Raw genomic sequence first — 16,331 nt, forward strand, 5'->3', positions numbered from 1 at the left:
GAATGATTTTTCAAAAAGCTTTTTAGTTTAGTAACCTGATTTATGGATATATTTTCTTTCGGATCCATGATTAGTTGCAGACAGGAATAAGGGTATAAGGTATTTAATCCAAGGTGAAAAAATGAAAGTCATAATCATAGGCGGTTTTCTGGGAAGCGGTAAAACAACTACTTTAAGGAATCTTGGTAAACATCTCATTGATAAAGGCCATAAAATAGCTATTATTGTCAATGAGGTAGGTGAGGTTGGAGTGGACGGTGCAACCATTTCGAGCAGCGGACTTGTAACAAAGGAACTTACAAGCGGTTGTATATGTTGTTCACTTAAGGTTAGCATGGAGTTAACTCTGGATACTATTATCGAGGACTATGGACCGGATGTTATTATTATAGAACCAACCGGAATTGCATTTCCTCTTCAGATCAAGGAGCATATTGAGCTTATGGACCTTGGTGACATTTCATTTGCTCCGGTTGTTACTATTGTGGATTCAAGCAGGTTTGTTGCTGAGTTCGATCAGATCCCTAAATTTATCGAGAACCAGATCAAAGAGTCTGAAATTGTTTGTATCAATAAGATCGACCTTGTAGACAGGGAGACCATTGCCTCCTCAACTCAGAAAGCACTTGAAATAAATCCTGATGCTATTGTTGTGGAGTTCTCTGCAAAGAACGCCGATGAAAAGTTTGAGAGATTTATGGACCTGCTTACAGGTGAAAGTGAGATACACCAGGAACGTGAGGATATGAATTCCATGGAAGTCTCAGGTGTTGGAACTTATGCGGGTGAGTATTCCATTACTTCCAATGGCAAGGATGTGGATAAGATAACTAATATGCTGGTCCATACACTTGTGAGTATCAAGGACAAGGTAAAGGAGCTAAATCCTGATTTTGTTGGTCATGTCAAGATAAGTTTCAAATCTTCATCCGGTCTTGTGAAAGGTAGCCTGACATCTTCAGATGGCGAACCTGTTGTTGAGATACTTGATGAGAAGGGCGATGGAGAGGAACATCTCAAGTTCCTCAGCGCTGTTACAAAGGTTGATAAAGAGGATCTTGTTAGTATTGTGGATGAATGTATCCAGGATAATCTCAAAAAAGAAGCCGTAGAATTTGAAAAAGCTCATTCTCATGTCCGCGATGAGCCTAATTTCCTGAGTCTTGACCTGTAATTGTTGCACATTTTACATTTTGTATCTTTTCCAGGCAGGAATAGTTCTCCTGTCTTACTTCTTTTTCTTCATTTTATGTCAATATCTAAATATCATTGAAGCATTTTTTATTTTATGAAACAGAATCCTGAAACCGAAGTACTTGAATCGCTTGCAAATACCATTCTTGTGGCTGCAAGAACAGCTCCTAAAGGCAAAGGTGTCGATGATATTGTGACATATTTGTTTAATGAAAAGGACAGAATGGAGCTTGCGGATAAAATGGAGGAACTTAGTGATATTAAGGGTATGAAATTCCTGATACGTGATGCTAAGAATGTCAGGGATGCGGATTCTCTGGTTATAATTGGCCTGAAGTCTTCAGGTGTGAGTTCACTTAACTGTGGTGCATGTGGGTTTGAAACATGTGATGATATGGTAAAGCAGAAAAAAACTAAGGTTGAATTCACCGGTCCGCACTGCATGATCAAGTATATGGACCTCGGAATTGCTATTGGAGCAGCAGCAGCAAAGGCTAAGGATCTGTGTATTGACAACAGGGTTCTCTACTCTGCAGGTGCAGCAGCATGTTATTTTGATATGATAGATGCCGATGTTGCAATGGCAATGCCGCTGAGTGTCAAAGGCAAGAATATATTCTTTGACAGGCCATCCACAAGGTGAATGGCCGTTTGGACAGGCACAAGGTGAATGGCCGTTTGGACAGGCACAAGATGAATAGTATTAATTGCTTGTTGGTGTTGAACACCAGCTTCTACTTCTTTTCATTATGGGGAATGTATGTGTTTTCAAACATTTATTCTCTATAATCTATATAGAGTAGGTTTATATCACTGTCTGGTGACAAAGCTACTACATGATGTCAGATGATAACAAAATCAAAGTCCTTTTTATTTGTGTCCGTAACAGTGGTCGAAGTCAGATCGCTGAAGCTTATCTGAAAAAGATTGGCAGCGAAAGATTTGAGGTTGAAAGTGCCGGTTACAAACCAGAGGCCATAAACCCGCTGGTGTTGAAAGTTATGGAAGAGGATGGTTTTGACCTGAGTGGGAACAAACCTCAGTCAGCATGGGACCTTTTCAAAGAGGGCAAGCTATTCCAGTATATAATTACAGTATGTGACAGGGCACATGAAGAGGAATGTCCACTTTTCCCAAAGCCATTTGTTCAACTTCACTGGCCTTATCCTGATCCTGAAACATTTACCGGAACTGATTCAGAGAAACTGGAACAGACACGTGAACTCAGGGATGCGATCAAAGAAAGGATCGAGAAATTTGTTGCAGACATTGATAATTCATAAATCCCGATCGTTTTCATATTAACCATTTTTTGATGTGTTTGAGGGTATGAAGGGTGAATTTATGGAAAAGCAGGATAAAAAGAAGATTCTTTTTGTGTGCTACCACAATTCTGCAAGGTCACAGATGGCTGACGGACTAATGAGGTCTATTTATGGAGATAGTTATGACGTTTACAGTGCAGGTGTGGAAGCCACTGATGTAGATCCACGTGCGATTCAGGTGATGCAGGAAATTGGTATTGACATTTCTGCTCAGCGTTCCAAGACATTAAGTGAGTACCAGGATATTGTTTTTGATGTTCTTGTAACAGTTTGTGATAAAGCAAAACAGGCATGCCCTGTTTGTAACACACCGGAACTTACAGGTGTAAATGTAAGAAGCGACCAACCACTTGCCAGAAAACTAATGCATAGAAGTTTTAAGGACCCTTCAGGGGCCTCAGGTTCTGATACAGAACAGCTTGAAGTTTTCAGGAAGCTCCGTGATGAGATAAAGGAATGGATCATTCAGACATTTAACTGAATCTTAGTTTCCTGTTGTTTTATCCATAGCTTTTTTAATTTAATTTTTAACTTGTCTTGTATCTGGTAGTATACTATTTGCTGCATGATTGTTCGCTATTAGTGTGTGAATCCCTACACTTGCATAATATTTTCCAATCATAGAAAAAAGTATAATTAGAATTATTACATATGTGTGTTATGTAATATTTCACTGTATATTACATGATTTGAATTGATTCAGATCGTGGGTTCAAAATACAAAATGAGGAATGGAGTGAGCGGATGAAAAAAATAATAGTAATTTTGGTTCTGCTAATGGCAATGATGATGCCTGTTGCCAGCGCAGATATTGTTGATGATCTTGAAAATGATGTTGATGAATACAATGCAAATGTGGCTGCGGTCCCATCTTATCTTGTAACTCTTCTTGGTGATGAGGATATTAAGCTTGTAATAGTCGATGATGACGGAGATGAGGTCTACATCAAAGCCATTACAGAAGATGCAGTTATCACAACATTTGAAGAAATAGATGCGGACGATGATTTTGACGCAAGCATGATTGTCGGTGCAAACGAATTTACCGTAAGGTCAGTTCTCAGAGCATCAGACCCATTGTCAGAGTTCATCGCAGCAAAGAACAACGGCGAGATAGTTGTGGAACCTGTGGGTGTCACAAGCACCGTGAAATATACCGTTGCCAGTGTGGTAATGGACGTAACATCACTGTTTGGATTTTGAGATTGAGTTGTGAGAATGGTTTGTTTAACCATTCTTTGTTTTCTGTTTTTTGGAGTATTTTCTAGAATCTGAATTTCTGATTTGTCAACATAATAGGAAAATAATTTCCACACCTTCTACCGATTCAATAAAATCCGAGATTGCATATAAACAAAAAAGAGATTTAATAGCGGTTGTTGGAAGTTTTTCCTTTATTGGGTGATTTCGGAATTATTTGTTTATATTTGAACTTTGATTAAAAGGGTGAGAGTATTTTATCGATAATTTTTATAAACAATGGTTCAGATTGTTGAATAACAGATGCATTATTGATTATTTCTTCATTCATTCCATGTAATAAATCGCTACATGAGGCATAGTAAACAGTGAGCAATAAATAAATCAAAACGAGAGATGTTGTCACCTTCAAAAAAGATGCCCAATTAATTTTGTCGCTTTCTGTTTTTATATATTTTTTTATATCCATATATATACTAGAGTTTTTAATTGGTTCAATAAGAGGTAAACCTTCTATCAAAAAAAAGAATAGGCTAAAAGAAAGAAATGTTGCAAAAATTGCTGCAATATTAGAATTCAAACTCATTAAACCTTTTATTGCAAAAAACGGTGTAAATGATAAACCAAAAAAAATTGAGAATAAAAATGAAAATATTAAATAAATTAATGGTATTTTCTGCACAAAAGACAAATGCAAAAAAATAGCAAATACAAAAAATCCCATGACAAAGTATGTATAAACTGTAGATTTGTTGAGTGTTTCGTTTGTGGATGCTGCAAAGATTATTCCTACAGTGAGTATTAGAACATTTATTACTTGATTTTTGTATGTAAAAGTACTACAATCATCAGTATTTTCTTCATGAGTCATATACTATTAATACATATGTAAAAACCTTAAATCTTCCTATAAATGACTTCCTTTATAATGGGAAATCTGAAAACACATATCCATTTTAATCTCAATAAAGCGCAACCATTATACCCCAACAACCACTTTTTCACCTTATATTCAAAAAAGCATGGACTATGTGGAACTCTGCACTCACTTGAGGTGCAAATCCTGAAATATCATAGTAAAGTAAGGTATAATCATGGACGTAAAAGATGTAATGAACACTGAAGTTGTTACCTGCTCCCCGGACACTCCTATCAGGCAGGTAGCACAACTCCTGAAGCAGGAAAAGGTCAGTGGTCTTCCGGTAGTGGATGACGGTAAGGTAGTTGGCATAGTTTCAGAGGGAGATATCCTCGCACTGCTTGAGGTTCCTGAACATGGCGGTCTATGGCTTCCAAGTCCTTTTGAGGTCATCGAAGTACCAATCCGCGAGTTACTCAACTGGGAAGAGACCAAGGATATGCTTGAGGACTTTGGTTCAAAACCCATCAGAGAAATAATGACCAAAGGTGTTTACGCAATAGGTCCGGATTCCTCGATCGAGGATGCTTCCACGATCCTTAGCAAACACAAAATAAACCGCCTTCCTGTGGTAAACGAGGACGGCACACTTGTGGGTATTGTAACACGTGGTGACATCATCGCCGGACTTGGACAATTATAAGTTCGCCCAAATCCAAAAATGAAATCTGAAACCAATCTTAAAATTAAACTCTGACAATTACAAAGTCAAAATCATATTCAAATCAAGTAGAAGGCATATCATGAAATTCATTGAAGGCGGTATCTGTGCTGTAAAAGGTGTGCGTGCCGGTGGAATCAAACATGGAAAGATGGGACTTGCAATCATCCGGGCAGAAGGCAACGCTGCCGGAGTCTACACCAGGAATAAGGTCATAGCAGCTCCTCTGGTAGTAACAAGAGAGCATATCTCAAAGACCGGAAGACTCTCAGGTGTAATCGTGAACAGCGGCAATGCCAATGCTTTCACAGGTGTGCAGGGTCTTGCTGATGCAAGGATCATGGCATCTGCCCTCGGATCAAAACTCGATGTCAGCGAAGAGCTTATCGGTGTGGCTTCCACAGGTGTTGTAGGCCACAAACTTGACACCGGCTGGATTACTGCCCATCTCGCTGAAGTTCTGGAATCACTTGGTGAAGACGCCGATGCAAGTATGAGTGCAGCACGCTCCATCATGACAACCGACACAGTCTCGAAGGAAATTGCAATCGAAATGGACTGTGGCATCCGCATAGCCGGCATTGCCAAGGGTTCAGGTATGATCGAGCCGAACATGGGTACAATGCTCGCTTTCGTTTACACCGATGCGGAAGTTCACCCTGATGTCTTACAGTCATGCCTGAAAGTTGCCGTTGACAAGAGTTTCAACATGATAGTAGTGGATGGTGACACAAGCACCAACGACATGGTTCTTGTAACAGCCACAGGTCAATCCGGTATCACTCCTGAGATAGACGACCTTCAGGCAGGTCTTGATCTAGTTCTCACTGAACTTGCAAAGATGATCGCTGTTGACGGAGAAGGTGCAACAAAAATCATTGAATCCAAGGTAACAGGTGCAGCAACAGAAGAGGATGCCCGTCTTGTAACCAAAGCAATTGTGCGCTCCCCACTTGTAAAATCCGCAATATTTGGTCAGGATCCTAACTGGGGACGTATCGTAGTAGCAGCAGGATATTCCGGTGCAGATATCATCCCTGAAAAGATCTCTCTTTCATTCTCAGCAGGAACTGATGTTGTGGAGCTTGTAAAGGATGGCGAGGTCGTCAAAAATGATGAGGAATCCCTTTCCAGATTAAAAAATATCATGGCAGAGGATGAGATCTACATCATCACCGATCTTGGTATGGGTGATAAGAGTGCAACAGCATGGGGCTGTGACCTGACGTATGATTATGTCAGGATCAATGCTGAGTACACAACCTGATAATTCGACCTGATTACCAATCCAAATATTAATTCCATTAATTCAACTGATAATTATTGATTTCGAGGAAAATAATGTACAAGATATATGTGGACGGTCAACACGGAACGACCGGCTTACTGGTAAACGAGCGTCTGGCAAAGCATCCTGAAGTAGAGATTCTTGAGATTCCATATGAAGAACGTCATAACAGGGAACTGAGAACAAAGCTGCTCAACGAGGCAGACCTGGTATTCCTGTGCCTGCCGGATGAAGCTGTAGCGGATACCGTAAGTCTGGTGACAAATCCTGAAACAAGGATCATTGATGCATCCACAGCCAACCGTACCAATGATTCATGGGCTTATGGATTACCCGAGCTCTCTACCAGACACAGGGAGAACGTAGCCGGAGCAAGCAGGGTTTCAAATCCCGGTTGTCATGCTTCAGCAGCTGTAGTTGCACTTTATCCTCTTGTGGAAGAAGGAATAGTTTCCAGAGAAACTGCTGTTCCGTTGTTCTCCATCACCGGATATACCGGTGGTGGAAAAAAAATGATCGAAACATACGAGACCACAGAAGAACGAGCTTACAAAGCCCCAAGACAGTATGCTCTTGGTCTGACTCACAAGCATGTTCCTGAGGTAAGGGTACGTTCCGGTCTGAATGTAAATCCTATTCTCATGCCTGTTGTTTCCAATTTCCCAAGGGGACTTGCAGTTACATTACCTCTGTCAGTTAAGGAACTGGAGAAAACAGTGACAAAACAGGATCTGTATGAGATCTACCAGAAGTATTTCGGTGATTCAATATTCATCCGTGTTCACGAAGTTGACGAGGCTGATGACCTTGTGGACAATGCTTTCGATGTTCAGGGAAGCAACGACACCAATTATTCTGACATCTATATCTACGGCAACGATGAACAGATACAGGTGATCTCACGTCTGGACAACCTTGGAAAAGGTGCATCTGGTGCAGCTATACAGAACATGAACATCATGCTTGGCATGGATGAAACGACCGGTCTCATTTGAGATTTTGTTGTTGAAATACTTATTCTAACTAGTTGGCAGTTCATCTGCTAACATTCTTTCTTTTTGAAGTCAATTCGAATTTTATCATAACAAAAGCAAAATTATATCTTTACCATCCTCTATTTTTGATATGTCAATGGGGTTGGTTTGGCTTACATGTCTAAAATAGAGAATATCATTTTGGTAATCGCACTCTTGTGGCTGTCATTTGGGATTATAGATCACTTTTATGCTGACACAGAAATAGACTACACATCCTATGATGGATTCATCAGTTCTACAGAAGATCTTGCAAGTTCCATTATTGAAAAAATGATCTTGAATATAGTTCATCTGACAAGATTCCTTATTGGATAAGTGGAGTTTCATCAAATGATAATGTGTGGATAAAAGTACCACCATTACCTGCATCCACAACATGCGAATTGTGGATTTTAAAGAATGATGGATATCATCCTGATCTTGATAAAGTAATGGGATATGATGATTCGTCTGCATATTCAAATGCTTATCTTGCTGAAGCTGAACTACGCAAGATGTTTCTATCAGACAGAATAACAGTTTCTGTTGAAGTTATTTGTATGGAGCTGGGTTCATACAGAGTTCATATTACAAACAATGGTGACAAGAAATTTACAGGTCATCAGGTGCCTATACCTGTAAGAGAATTGGATATCACTTACGTAGATGAAAGTCTGGTAGTTCTCGAATAAGGATATAATTTGGATTTATCTCACATCCATCGTTTATAAATACTCTCTAAACATAATTAATATCAATTGGGTGAAATAATGGAGATTGAGGAATGGGAGAAACGCTACGTTGAAGCCGTTTCCAACGTAAAGGGTGAGCTTGCGAACGTGCAAGGTGTCTTTGTGGCTTATAACAGCAATGTTGATGCCATGAAACATATTCGGGAAGAGAATATTAAAAGTCTGATCAGGATTGTAGGAATTGAAAAAATAAGGGAAAAAATACTTTCATATCCTCGTGAGATCAATGAACCGGCTGATTTTCTGGCAAGACTTATAATTGCAATGCGAGACGGTAAAGCCGCCGAGGTTCCTACTTATACATCTGACCTGCACGAATGGCTCATGGACAACATGGTCTTTGATTCAGCACGCATGGGAGGTCAGGCAGGAATTATTTCAAACTTACTTGCAAACCTTGGGGTGAAGAATGTAATCACATATGTTCCCTGGCTTTCAAAAGATCAGGCTGATTATTTTGTAGATTCTCCCAACCTGAAACATCCTTTAATAGAGAACGGTAAGCTGTATCTAAAACACCCAAAGGAAGCATACAATCCAGATCAAAAGTCCAAAATAAACTGGATACTTGAATTCTCCAAAGGTGTACGTTTCAGATGCTCAGGCGAAGAATTCATAGTTCCAAGGGACAATCGCCTTATCGTTTCATCAAGACCTAATTGGTTGCGCATCGACATGAGTCCTGAAATGTATGAGCAGCTTTCTGACATAAGGGAGGATATCGATGGAGCTATACTTTCAGGTTACCAGATGATCAAGGAAGAATATGATGACGGCACCACATACAAGGATTATGTGCAGCGTGCTGTCAATGTAATAGAACGCCTGAAGGGCTGTAATCCTCAGATGCGCCTTCACGTAGAATTCACATCCATACAGAACAAGGTAATTCGCAAAGCATTGCTCTCAGAGATCGTGAAAAAGCATGTTACATCCCTTGGTCTTGATACCGTGGAAGTTGCAAACGCTCTCAATGTTCTTGGTTATGAGGAACTTGCATATTCCGTTATCAACAAAGGTGAGAACAGCATTGTTTCTCTTTATGAAGGTGCTGTGATGTTACTCAAAGAACTGGAGCTTCAGAGAGTGCATATTCACTCACTTGGATTCTACATATGCGTGGTCTCAAAGAACCACCCTCTTGACGCGGATGCACATCGTCAGGCACTACTTTTCGCATCAGCCGTGGCGGCTACACAGGCAGCAACAGGAAATATTACAGGTATCGACGACATAGATATCGGTCTTGGGGTCCCGGTGTATGATCAGGGTTACATGGATCTGATTGAACTTGAAAAACACCTTGTCAGGAACAACATATGCTCTGCTGAAGATTTCGAGGATGGTTGCATAAGTGCGCTGGACCATAATTTAATTATCGTTCCTTCTAAGGTTGTAAAAGACCCGGTTGCAACAGTAGGAATTGGTGATGCTATCTCGGCAGGTGCTTTCGTTGCTTTACTGGCAAAAATGCCGAAAATAAATATATGCAAAATAACGGAGTAATAAATGAATATTCTCTGTGCCTACAATGCCAATATTGATTCTATTTACCATATTGGTGGCAGTGAATTATCTCAAATGCTCGAAGAACTAGAAGCTGAAGATCCTGCATTTGCAGACGAGTTCAATAAGAAAATAATCTCACCACCTGGTTCAATTTCTTCAAAATCTGATTTCCTGGCAGGACTTATCGCCTGTATGCGTGAAGGCACAGGTGCAGAGTGGCTGATCAGTGATTCAAGTGTATTGGACTGGATAAAGGAGACATTCATTGATGGTTCTTTTATGCGAATGGGCGGCAACATGGGAATAATGTCCAACGTCCTTTCAGAACTTGGAGCTTCAAAGGTTGTGCCCAATGTAGCAAGTTTATCAAAGTTGCAGCTTTCTTTTTTTTCTAATAAATCAATTTATCATCCATTTGAAGGAAGGCTCTATAAAAGCTCTGAACTGGAAAAAATACTTCCGGAACATGATAGCAATAATAAACCAGAACTCATACATTTTGTTTTTGATTTTAGAAAAGGCGATGTAGTATCTATTTCAGGACAGGAATTCACAGTTCCAAGAGAGAACAGGTTCATAGCAACCTATGATCCGCTAAATTTTGAACTTCATATGGATGCAGAATTCAGAAAATATTCAATGAATCATGTCTCGGAGATGGATGGAGCTATAATTTCCGGTTATCATATGCTTCAGGAGAATAAAAATGACTTGTCTCAGAATAATTCAGCCAATGCTTCTCCAGGGTATAAGGAAAAACTGGATACATCCTTGAAGCAACTTCAAAGCTGGAAAGATATCCGTAGGGACTTGCACATCCATGTTGAATTCGGTCACTTTTCATCTAATGATATTGCTTTGTACGCATTCTCTAAGCTTTCACCAATTGTGGATAGAATAGGGATGAACGAGGACGAACTTTCCATGCTTGCAAGTTTAAACGGCATTGACCCAAAGCCAATCCTTGAAATGGATTCATTCGCAATTGCAGATGCCGCAATTTCACTATGTAACGATTCAGGCCTTTGCAGGATGATCGTACATACCAGGGAATTTGTTGTTTCGGTATCATGCATGAAGAATGATGACCCTGAGGTCATAATCGAGGCAATGAACTTCGGAGCCGGGTGCGCTGCAGCTTTTGCATGTTCCGGTAAACTTGCTGACAGGGATGCATTGCTTGGAATTGCATCTGATATTCCGGAAAGTGAATTTGGTAAAAAGGAATGTTCAAGGCTCTCACAGCATATTGAGGATAAATGGAAATGCAGTACCGTATGCGGAATACATGACTCATATCAGGTAACCATTGTTCCGACACGTATATGTGATGATCCCATTTCAACCGTAGGACTTGGGGACACCATATCAGCCGCTATTTTTTTAAGGGAGCTTGAACTCACTTCCTGACATGTATACTCTTTTCTCAGAGAATTTCAATCTTGATTATACTCTTGATTGCGGTCAGGTCTTCCGCTGGGACCTGATAGATGGCTGGTGGACCGGGGTTGTGAATGGCCATGTTGCAAGGTTGCAGCAGGACAGGGAAAGTGGTGAGGTTCTGGTAGAATGCTCTCTGCCTAAAAGTTTCTTTGAGAATTACTTCCGTTTTGACGATGATCTGGATTCCATTCTTCAGGAAGTGAATAAGGATGAGTTCATGGATGAAGCCATAAACAAGTACATGGGACTCCGTCTTATCAGACAGGACCCCTGGGAGTGTCTGATATCCTACATGCTTGCAACAGCATGGAGTATCCCTAACATCAAGCGTGCGATTTCAATGATGTGCAAGAACTACGGAAAAGAGATTGAGGATGGTTACTACCGTTTTCCTGAACCTGATGAACTTGTTCATGCATGTGATGATGACCTGAGAGCATGCAAGCTTGGTTTCAGGGGTGGCCGTGTTATTAAGGCTGCAAGACATGTTGAAGATGGTACTCTGATTCTTGATGATATTTTCAAGGTGGATTATGAGGAAGCCAAGCAGAGATTGATGTTCCTTGAAGGCATCGGTGAGAAGGTCGCGGATTGTATTCTACTTTTTGCATTTGAGAAGATGGAAGCATTTCCTGTAGATACTCATGTTGAAAAGGTTGTGAAAACCGTATATGGGAATCATGAATATTTCAATGGGAATGCAACCAAAAGCAAAATCGGTAATTGGGGAAGAATGTATTTTGGGCACTACTGTGGCTATGCGCAGCAGTATTTCTTCTATCAAAAAAGACTTGAAGGACTTTGAGTCTTACAGGTGCGGGTCTGGCTGTAATACGATGGTTAGTTACTTTCCCTGTTCCCATTTTCTAAGGAATTTTCTGAAATCGGAATCATTTACCTTGGCGATGTCTGTGTTCTCAAGTATGGTAAAACCTGACTCTACTGTTTTACCAAGATGTTTTCCCAGAGAACAGTGTTGTATCCTCTCCTCAAGCAGTTCTTTTGCTGTGGTGAACTTGCGCCTGATATCAGCAATATAGAATCCATCCTCAATGTAGAGAGAGAAAAGCTCATCTGAACCTTTGTATTTGTCTTTGAAACCTTTTGCATGTTCACGTGACCAGACAGGTGGACCTCTATGTTTTTTGACAAATGGGAGCTGGGATGTGGTAAGCTCTATCAAAACTATCGCTTCTTCGTTTGCCCAGTATCCTGAATTGAGTACATGAAAATCGTACTTTTCAAAGAAGGCACAGATGGATTGTTCCATTTTGTCCAGTTGCGGATATAATATATCGTCAACAACGTCAGGAGTATTAAAAGAAATGGCAACAAAGGAGCTCCTTCTTGAGGTTATCATTTCGATGACCTCATCATCTGACATAGGTTCCCTGGGTTTTGGAAAAAAGAATTCTTCGGAAGGATTATCAGAATAAGCTCTGCATGCATCGATGAACTGGGCAAAGCGGTTCAGGGAAAGTGCTGCAGCTACATTCCTTTTAGGATCAGTAGGATCTACAACAACTAAGGGGTCTTCGTGTTTTACTGTCCCATGTTCCAGCATGTCTATTACAAGTCCCGGTTTCCAGTTGCAGGCATTGCGTATAAGGTTGCGGAATGATCCATAGTGGACTATAAGGAGTTCAGTGAGATAACCTGAAAAACCCTGGGTCCGAAGTTCAGAACCGTAGGTTCCGGTACCTTTCATGAATTGTTTCATGATGAGTACATCATCCTCTCTGCCGGGGATGCTCATTTTGATGAATTCATTGTGGAATGGTGTCCTGTCAACTGCGGATTTGATCTCAGATGCGGACTCAACAGCAAAGCAGGGTACAAGATCAACATCAAAACCTTTGTAATGCATGTTAAGGTAAGGATGTTCAGCATAGCGTTCCTCTACGTTAATTGCATTTCTTGCAACTTCTCTTGCTATAAGCAGGCCGTTTGTTTCCAGTTCTTCCCGACTAACACTTTCAGGAAATGAGATAAAGATATCAAGGTCATGTGTGCCTGATATCCATGTGTTTCTGGCTGCAGAGCCAACAAGTTTTGGCACTATGCCTTCTACTCCCTTTATTCTTGCAATAGTACTGACTTTGTTAAGTAGTTCAGAAGCAACTTCCTGCAACTTATCTTTTTCATCAGTACCTGGCTTGATCCTTTTAAGTACCTGTTCTTCGAGTGTCATTTTTGATCTTTGGATTTGAACCTTTATAAGGAGGGCCAGTTATAAAAAAGTAATGAAGGTATTTATAAAAAAGTCAGCCGGGGTGCTCGTGGCCGATGAAGTCAGTTTAACAAATTCCGATATTTTCTTTCTTGATTACATGATTATAATTCTTGTAACCAAGAATGTCAGCAATCATGTCGGTATGCTGTCCTTTGACCTGTTCCAGTTCTTCAGAGGTGTAGTCTGTTATTCCTTTTGCAAAGACCATACCTTCACAGATTACATCCACAATTTCTCCTCTGTCAAAAGCGCCACTCACTCCTGTGACTCCTGATGGAAGCAGGCTCATACTGTTAAGTATTGCTTCCCTTGCACCGGCATCAACTTCTATTGATCCACAGGATTTTGAAAGCAGTATCCAGCGGATCCTGTTCTTGTGTACGTCCTGATTGGCAAGGAACAGTGTACCAATATCTTCTCCTGAAAGCACTTTTGTAACCACATTCTCAGTTGCGCTGTTTGTAATGATCATATAGCAGCCTGACATGTAGCAAATCTTGGCAGCCTCGATCTTGGTTCTCATACCACCAACACCTTTCATGCTTGTAGGGTTACCCCCATAGCTTTCGATTTCAGGAGTAATTTCTTCAACAAGACTCAGGAGTTTAGCATTATGATTGCGTTTTGGGTTCTTATCGTAAAGGCCGTCAATATCTGAAAGAATTATGAGGAGATCGGCTTCCATTTTACTGGCAACCATTGCGGAAAGTTTGTCGTTGTCACCGAATGTTGCTTCTATCTCATTGACAGATGTGCTGTCATTCTCATTGATAATTGGTATTACACCATAGCTCAGAAGGGTGGAAATACTGTTCCTGAGATTGAGATATGTAAGTCTGTTTGAGAATGATTCGTATGTCAGGAGAATCTGGGCTACCTTCAGGTTGTGCTTTGAAAAGGATTCGCACCATTGTTGCATGAGTACGCCCTGGCCGACAGCGGCACATGCCTGTCTGACCGGTATTTCTTTTGGACGGGTGTCAAAATCAAGGATGTCAATACCAATACCGATGGCTCCTGAGCTTACCAGGATGACCTTTTTTCCCATTTCATGAAGTTCGGCAACCTGTGCAGCCATGTTTTCCATGAACTCTTTGTTGAGCTTTCCGTCTTCGGTATTGATGGATGATGTTCCAATTTTTACAACTATTCTGTTCACATCGTTGAAGAGCTCTTTCCTGTCGTACAAAAGTGATGCTCCTGCGTGTTTTAGTGTTGTTCCTTCTTACTTTCTGGAAACTGCATCACCGACTTTCTTGTTGAGCTTACGGTGAGTGAATTTCTTAGCTTCATCTCCGGTGTAGTCTGCAACTTTGTCTCCGTTGCCTACTAATATATATTTGTAGATGAGAAGTCCTTCCATTCCCACAGGACCACGTGCATGTATTTTGTTTGTGCTGATTCCGACTTCTGCTCCTTTTCCATAACGGAAGCCGTCTGCAAATCTGGTTGATGCGTTGAGCATTACGCTGGATGAATCAATAAGGTCTGTGAACTTCTTCTTCTTGAGTTCGTTCTCTGTAATGATGCCGTCTGTGTGGTGTGAACCGTAGTTATTGATGTGCTCAATGGCTTCATCCATAGACTCTACTATCTTTATGGAGAGTGTGAGGTCGTTGTACTCGGTTCTCCAGTCATCTTCAATGGCTCTGGCTATACTTTTAAGGAAATCTATCTGTCCGAGTATCTCAAAGGATGTTTCATCACAACGCATCTGGACGCCTGCGTCATCATACATCCTTGCCATCTTTGGCAGGAACTTGTCAGCGATCTCTGAGTTTACAAGCAGTGTCTCCATTGCGTTACATACAGCAGGGTACTGTACTTTTGAATCGAAACAGACTTCGTATGCTTTTGAAAGGTCTGCTTCATCGTCAACATAAACATGACAGATACCGTCTGCGTGTCCGAGTACCGGAATCTTGGTGTTGTCCTGCATGTATTTGACAAATGCATTTGAACCTCTTGGGATGAGCAGGTCGATGTATGCATCCATGCTGAGAATATCGTTGACCTCTTCCCTTGTTTCCATGAGCTGGAATGCGCCGGTTGGCATTCCTTTTACGGATTCTGCGGCTTCATTTAATAAGTCGAAAATTGTGCGGTTGGAGTTGAGTGCCTCGCTTCCACCTTTGAATATGGTTGCATTGCCGCTTTTAAGGCATAAGGACATGACCTGTGGAACTACATCTGGACGTGCTTCAAATATTACTCCGATAAGTCCGATCGGGCAGCTTACCTGATAGAGTTCAAGTCCCTGATCAAGTTCAAGTGCATCGATAGTTTCACCCACAGGGTCTTCAAGTTTAATCACATCACGGATGCCGTCTATCATTCCGCTGATCTTGCTGTCGCTGACCTTGAGCCTGTCTACAAGAGCCTGGGAAAGTTCTCCTTTCCTTTTGAGCTTCTCTGCCGCCTCAATGTCTTTCTGGTTTGCTTCGAGTATCTTATCGCGATTATCGTCAAGTGCCTGTGCCATTGCTTCAAGGGCAACATTTTTTGTGTTTGTGCTGACACTTGCAAGAATAATGGAAGCCTTTTTTGCCTCAATGACCTTTTCTTCAATTTCAAGAACCATGAATAAACCACCTTGGGTTTGTTAAAAGAGTGATGTCAGATTATATACTATAGAGGTATTGCACATAGTTCTTTGGTTTTATATTTGTCGATTATGTGATAGTTTGATTCTTGGATTTTCTATGTTTATATTTATTGCAAATCAACATGCTCTGACATATGCTAACACGCAACACTCTTCCAGATATCTTTATTAATAATCATTAAGTAT

The 16,331-nt window shown here is 40.8% G+C and carries 17 protein-coding genes; 13 read left to right on the forward strand and 4 right to left on the reverse strand.

Features of this window, described 5'->3' with window-relative positions; genetic code table 11:
* The first annotated feature begins 121 nt into the window (after positions 1-121).
* The 5 genes from J2746_RS07300 (at position 122) to J2746_RS07320 (ending at position 3,722) form a co-directional block, all read left to right on the forward strand.
* A complete protein-coding gene (locus J2746_RS07300) occupies positions 122-1,174 on the forward strand; it encodes a GTP-binding protein (protein ID WP_209618491.1) in 1,053 nt (350 codons plus the stop codon).
* A gap of 114 nt (positions 1,175-1,288) precedes the next feature.
* Positions 1,289-1,837, forward strand: coding sequence for a ferredoxin domain-containing protein (locus J2746_RS07305; RefSeq protein ID WP_209618494.1), 549 nt, complete (start codon positions 1,289-1,291; stop codon positions 1,835-1,837).
* Between the two features lie 193 nt (positions 1,838-2,030).
* Positions 2,031-2,477, forward strand: coding sequence for an arsenate reductase ArsC (locus tag J2746_RS07310; RefSeq protein WP_209618497.1), 447 nt, complete (start codon positions 2,031-2,033; stop codon positions 2,475-2,477).
* A gap of 61 nt (positions 2,478-2,538) precedes the next feature.
* Entirely contained in the window at positions 2,539-3,000 is a 462-nt protein-coding gene (locus J2746_RS07315; RefSeq protein WP_245250039.1) for an arsenate reductase ArsC, read from the forward strand.
* A 263-nt stretch (positions 3,001-3,263) separates the two neighbouring features.
* On the forward strand, positions 3,264-3,722 hold the full coding sequence (locus tag J2746_RS07320; RefSeq protein ID WP_209618503.1) for a hypothetical protein: 459 nt from the start codon (positions 3,264-3,266) through the stop codon (positions 3,720-3,722).
* Positions 3,723-3,957: 235 nt separating this feature from the next.
* Here the strand turns inward: J2746_RS07320 and J2746_RS07325 are convergent, their stop codons facing one another.
* On the reverse strand, positions 3,958-4,590 hold the full coding sequence (locus J2746_RS07325; RefSeq protein ID WP_209618506.1) for a hypothetical protein: 633 nt from the start codon (positions 4,588-4,590) through the stop codon (positions 3,958-3,960).
* Positions 4,591-4,813: 223 nt separating this feature from the next.
* Here J2746_RS07325 and J2746_RS07330 point away from each other — a divergent pair, with 223 nt between their 5' ends.
* The 8 genes from J2746_RS07330 (at position 4,814) to J2746_RS07365 (ending at position 12,112) form a co-directional block, all read left to right on the forward strand.
* Positions 4,814-5,281 carry a CBS domain-containing protein gene (locus J2746_RS07330; RefSeq protein WP_209618509.1) on the forward strand — a complete coding sequence of 156 codons (468 nt, stop codon included), beginning with the start codon at positions 4,814-4,816 and terminating at the stop codon, positions 5,279-5,281.
* A 100-nt stretch (positions 5,282-5,381) separates the two neighbouring features.
* Positions 5,382-6,566: a bifunctional ornithine acetyltransferase/N-acetylglutamate synthase gene (gene argJ, locus J2746_RS07335; protein ID WP_209618512.1), complete on the forward strand. Its 1,185-nt coding sequence runs from the start codon at positions 5,382-5,384 to the stop codon at positions 6,564-6,566.
* Positions 6,567-6,640: 74 nt separating this feature from the next.
* Entirely contained in the window at positions 6,641-7,582 is a 942-nt protein-coding gene (argC, locus tag J2746_RS07340) for an N-acetyl-gamma-glutamyl-phosphate reductase (RefSeq protein WP_209618515.1), read from the forward strand.
* Between the two features lie 156 nt (positions 7,583-7,738).
* Complete coding sequence (locus J2746_RS07345) at positions 7,739-7,939, forward strand: hypothetical protein (protein WP_209618518.1); 201 nt, start codon at positions 7,739-7,741, stop codon at positions 7,937-7,939.
* Between the two features lie 23 nt (positions 7,940-7,962).
* Positions 7,963-8,295, forward strand: coding sequence for a hypothetical protein (locus tag J2746_RS07350; RefSeq protein ID WP_209618521.1), 333 nt, complete (start codon positions 7,963-7,965; stop codon positions 8,293-8,295).
* 78 nt (positions 8,296-8,373) lie between these two features.
* Positions 8,374-9,861 carry an ADP-specific phosphofructokinase gene (pfkC, locus tag J2746_RS07355; protein ID WP_209618524.1) on the forward strand — a complete coding sequence of 496 codons (1,488 nt, stop codon included), beginning with the start codon at positions 8,374-8,376 and terminating at the stop codon, positions 9,859-9,861.
* 3 nt (positions 9,862-9,864) lie between these two features.
* Complete coding sequence (locus J2746_RS07360) at positions 9,865-11,274, forward strand: ADP-dependent glucokinase/phosphofructokinase (protein ID WP_209618527.1); 1,410 nt, start codon at positions 9,865-9,867, stop codon at positions 11,272-11,274.
* Positions 11,258-12,112: a DNA-3-methyladenine glycosylase family protein gene (locus J2746_RS07365; RefSeq protein WP_342451814.1), complete on the forward strand. Its 855-nt coding sequence runs from the start codon at positions 11,258-11,260 to the stop codon at positions 12,110-12,112. Before J2746_RS07360 ends, J2746_RS07365 begins: the two co-directional genes overlap by 17 nt.
* A gap of 39 nt (positions 12,113-12,151) precedes the next feature.
* On the opposite strand, the gene cca is transcribed toward J2746_RS07365, so the two are convergent.
* The 3 genes from cca to J2746_RS07380 all read right to left on the reverse strand — a co-directional run bounded on the left by cca (position 12,152) and on the right by J2746_RS07380 (position 16,121).
* Positions 12,152-13,498, reverse strand: coding sequence for a CCA tRNA nucleotidyltransferase (cca, locus tag J2746_RS07370; RefSeq protein ID WP_209618530.1), 1,347 nt, complete (start codon positions 13,496-13,498; stop codon positions 12,152-12,154).
* A 106-nt stretch (positions 13,499-13,604) separates the two neighbouring features.
* Positions 13,605-14,729, reverse strand: coding sequence for a glutamate 5-kinase (gene proB, locus J2746_RS07375; protein WP_209618533.1), 1,125 nt, complete (start codon positions 14,727-14,729; stop codon positions 13,605-13,607).
* 36 nt (positions 14,730-14,765) lie between these two features.
* Positions 14,766-16,121 carry a glutamate-5-semialdehyde dehydrogenase gene (locus tag J2746_RS07380; RefSeq protein ID WP_209618536.1) on the reverse strand — a complete coding sequence of 452 codons (1,356 nt, stop codon included), beginning with the start codon at positions 16,119-16,121 and terminating at the stop codon, positions 14,766-14,768.
* Positions 16,122-16,331 lie beyond the last annotated feature (210 nt).

It is taken from the genome of Methanolobus bombayensis, from assembly GCF_017873415.1.
In the GTDB taxonomy this organism is placed as follows: Archaea; Halobacteriota; Methanosarcinia; order Methanosarcinales; family Methanosarcinaceae; genus Methanolobus; species Methanolobus bombayensis.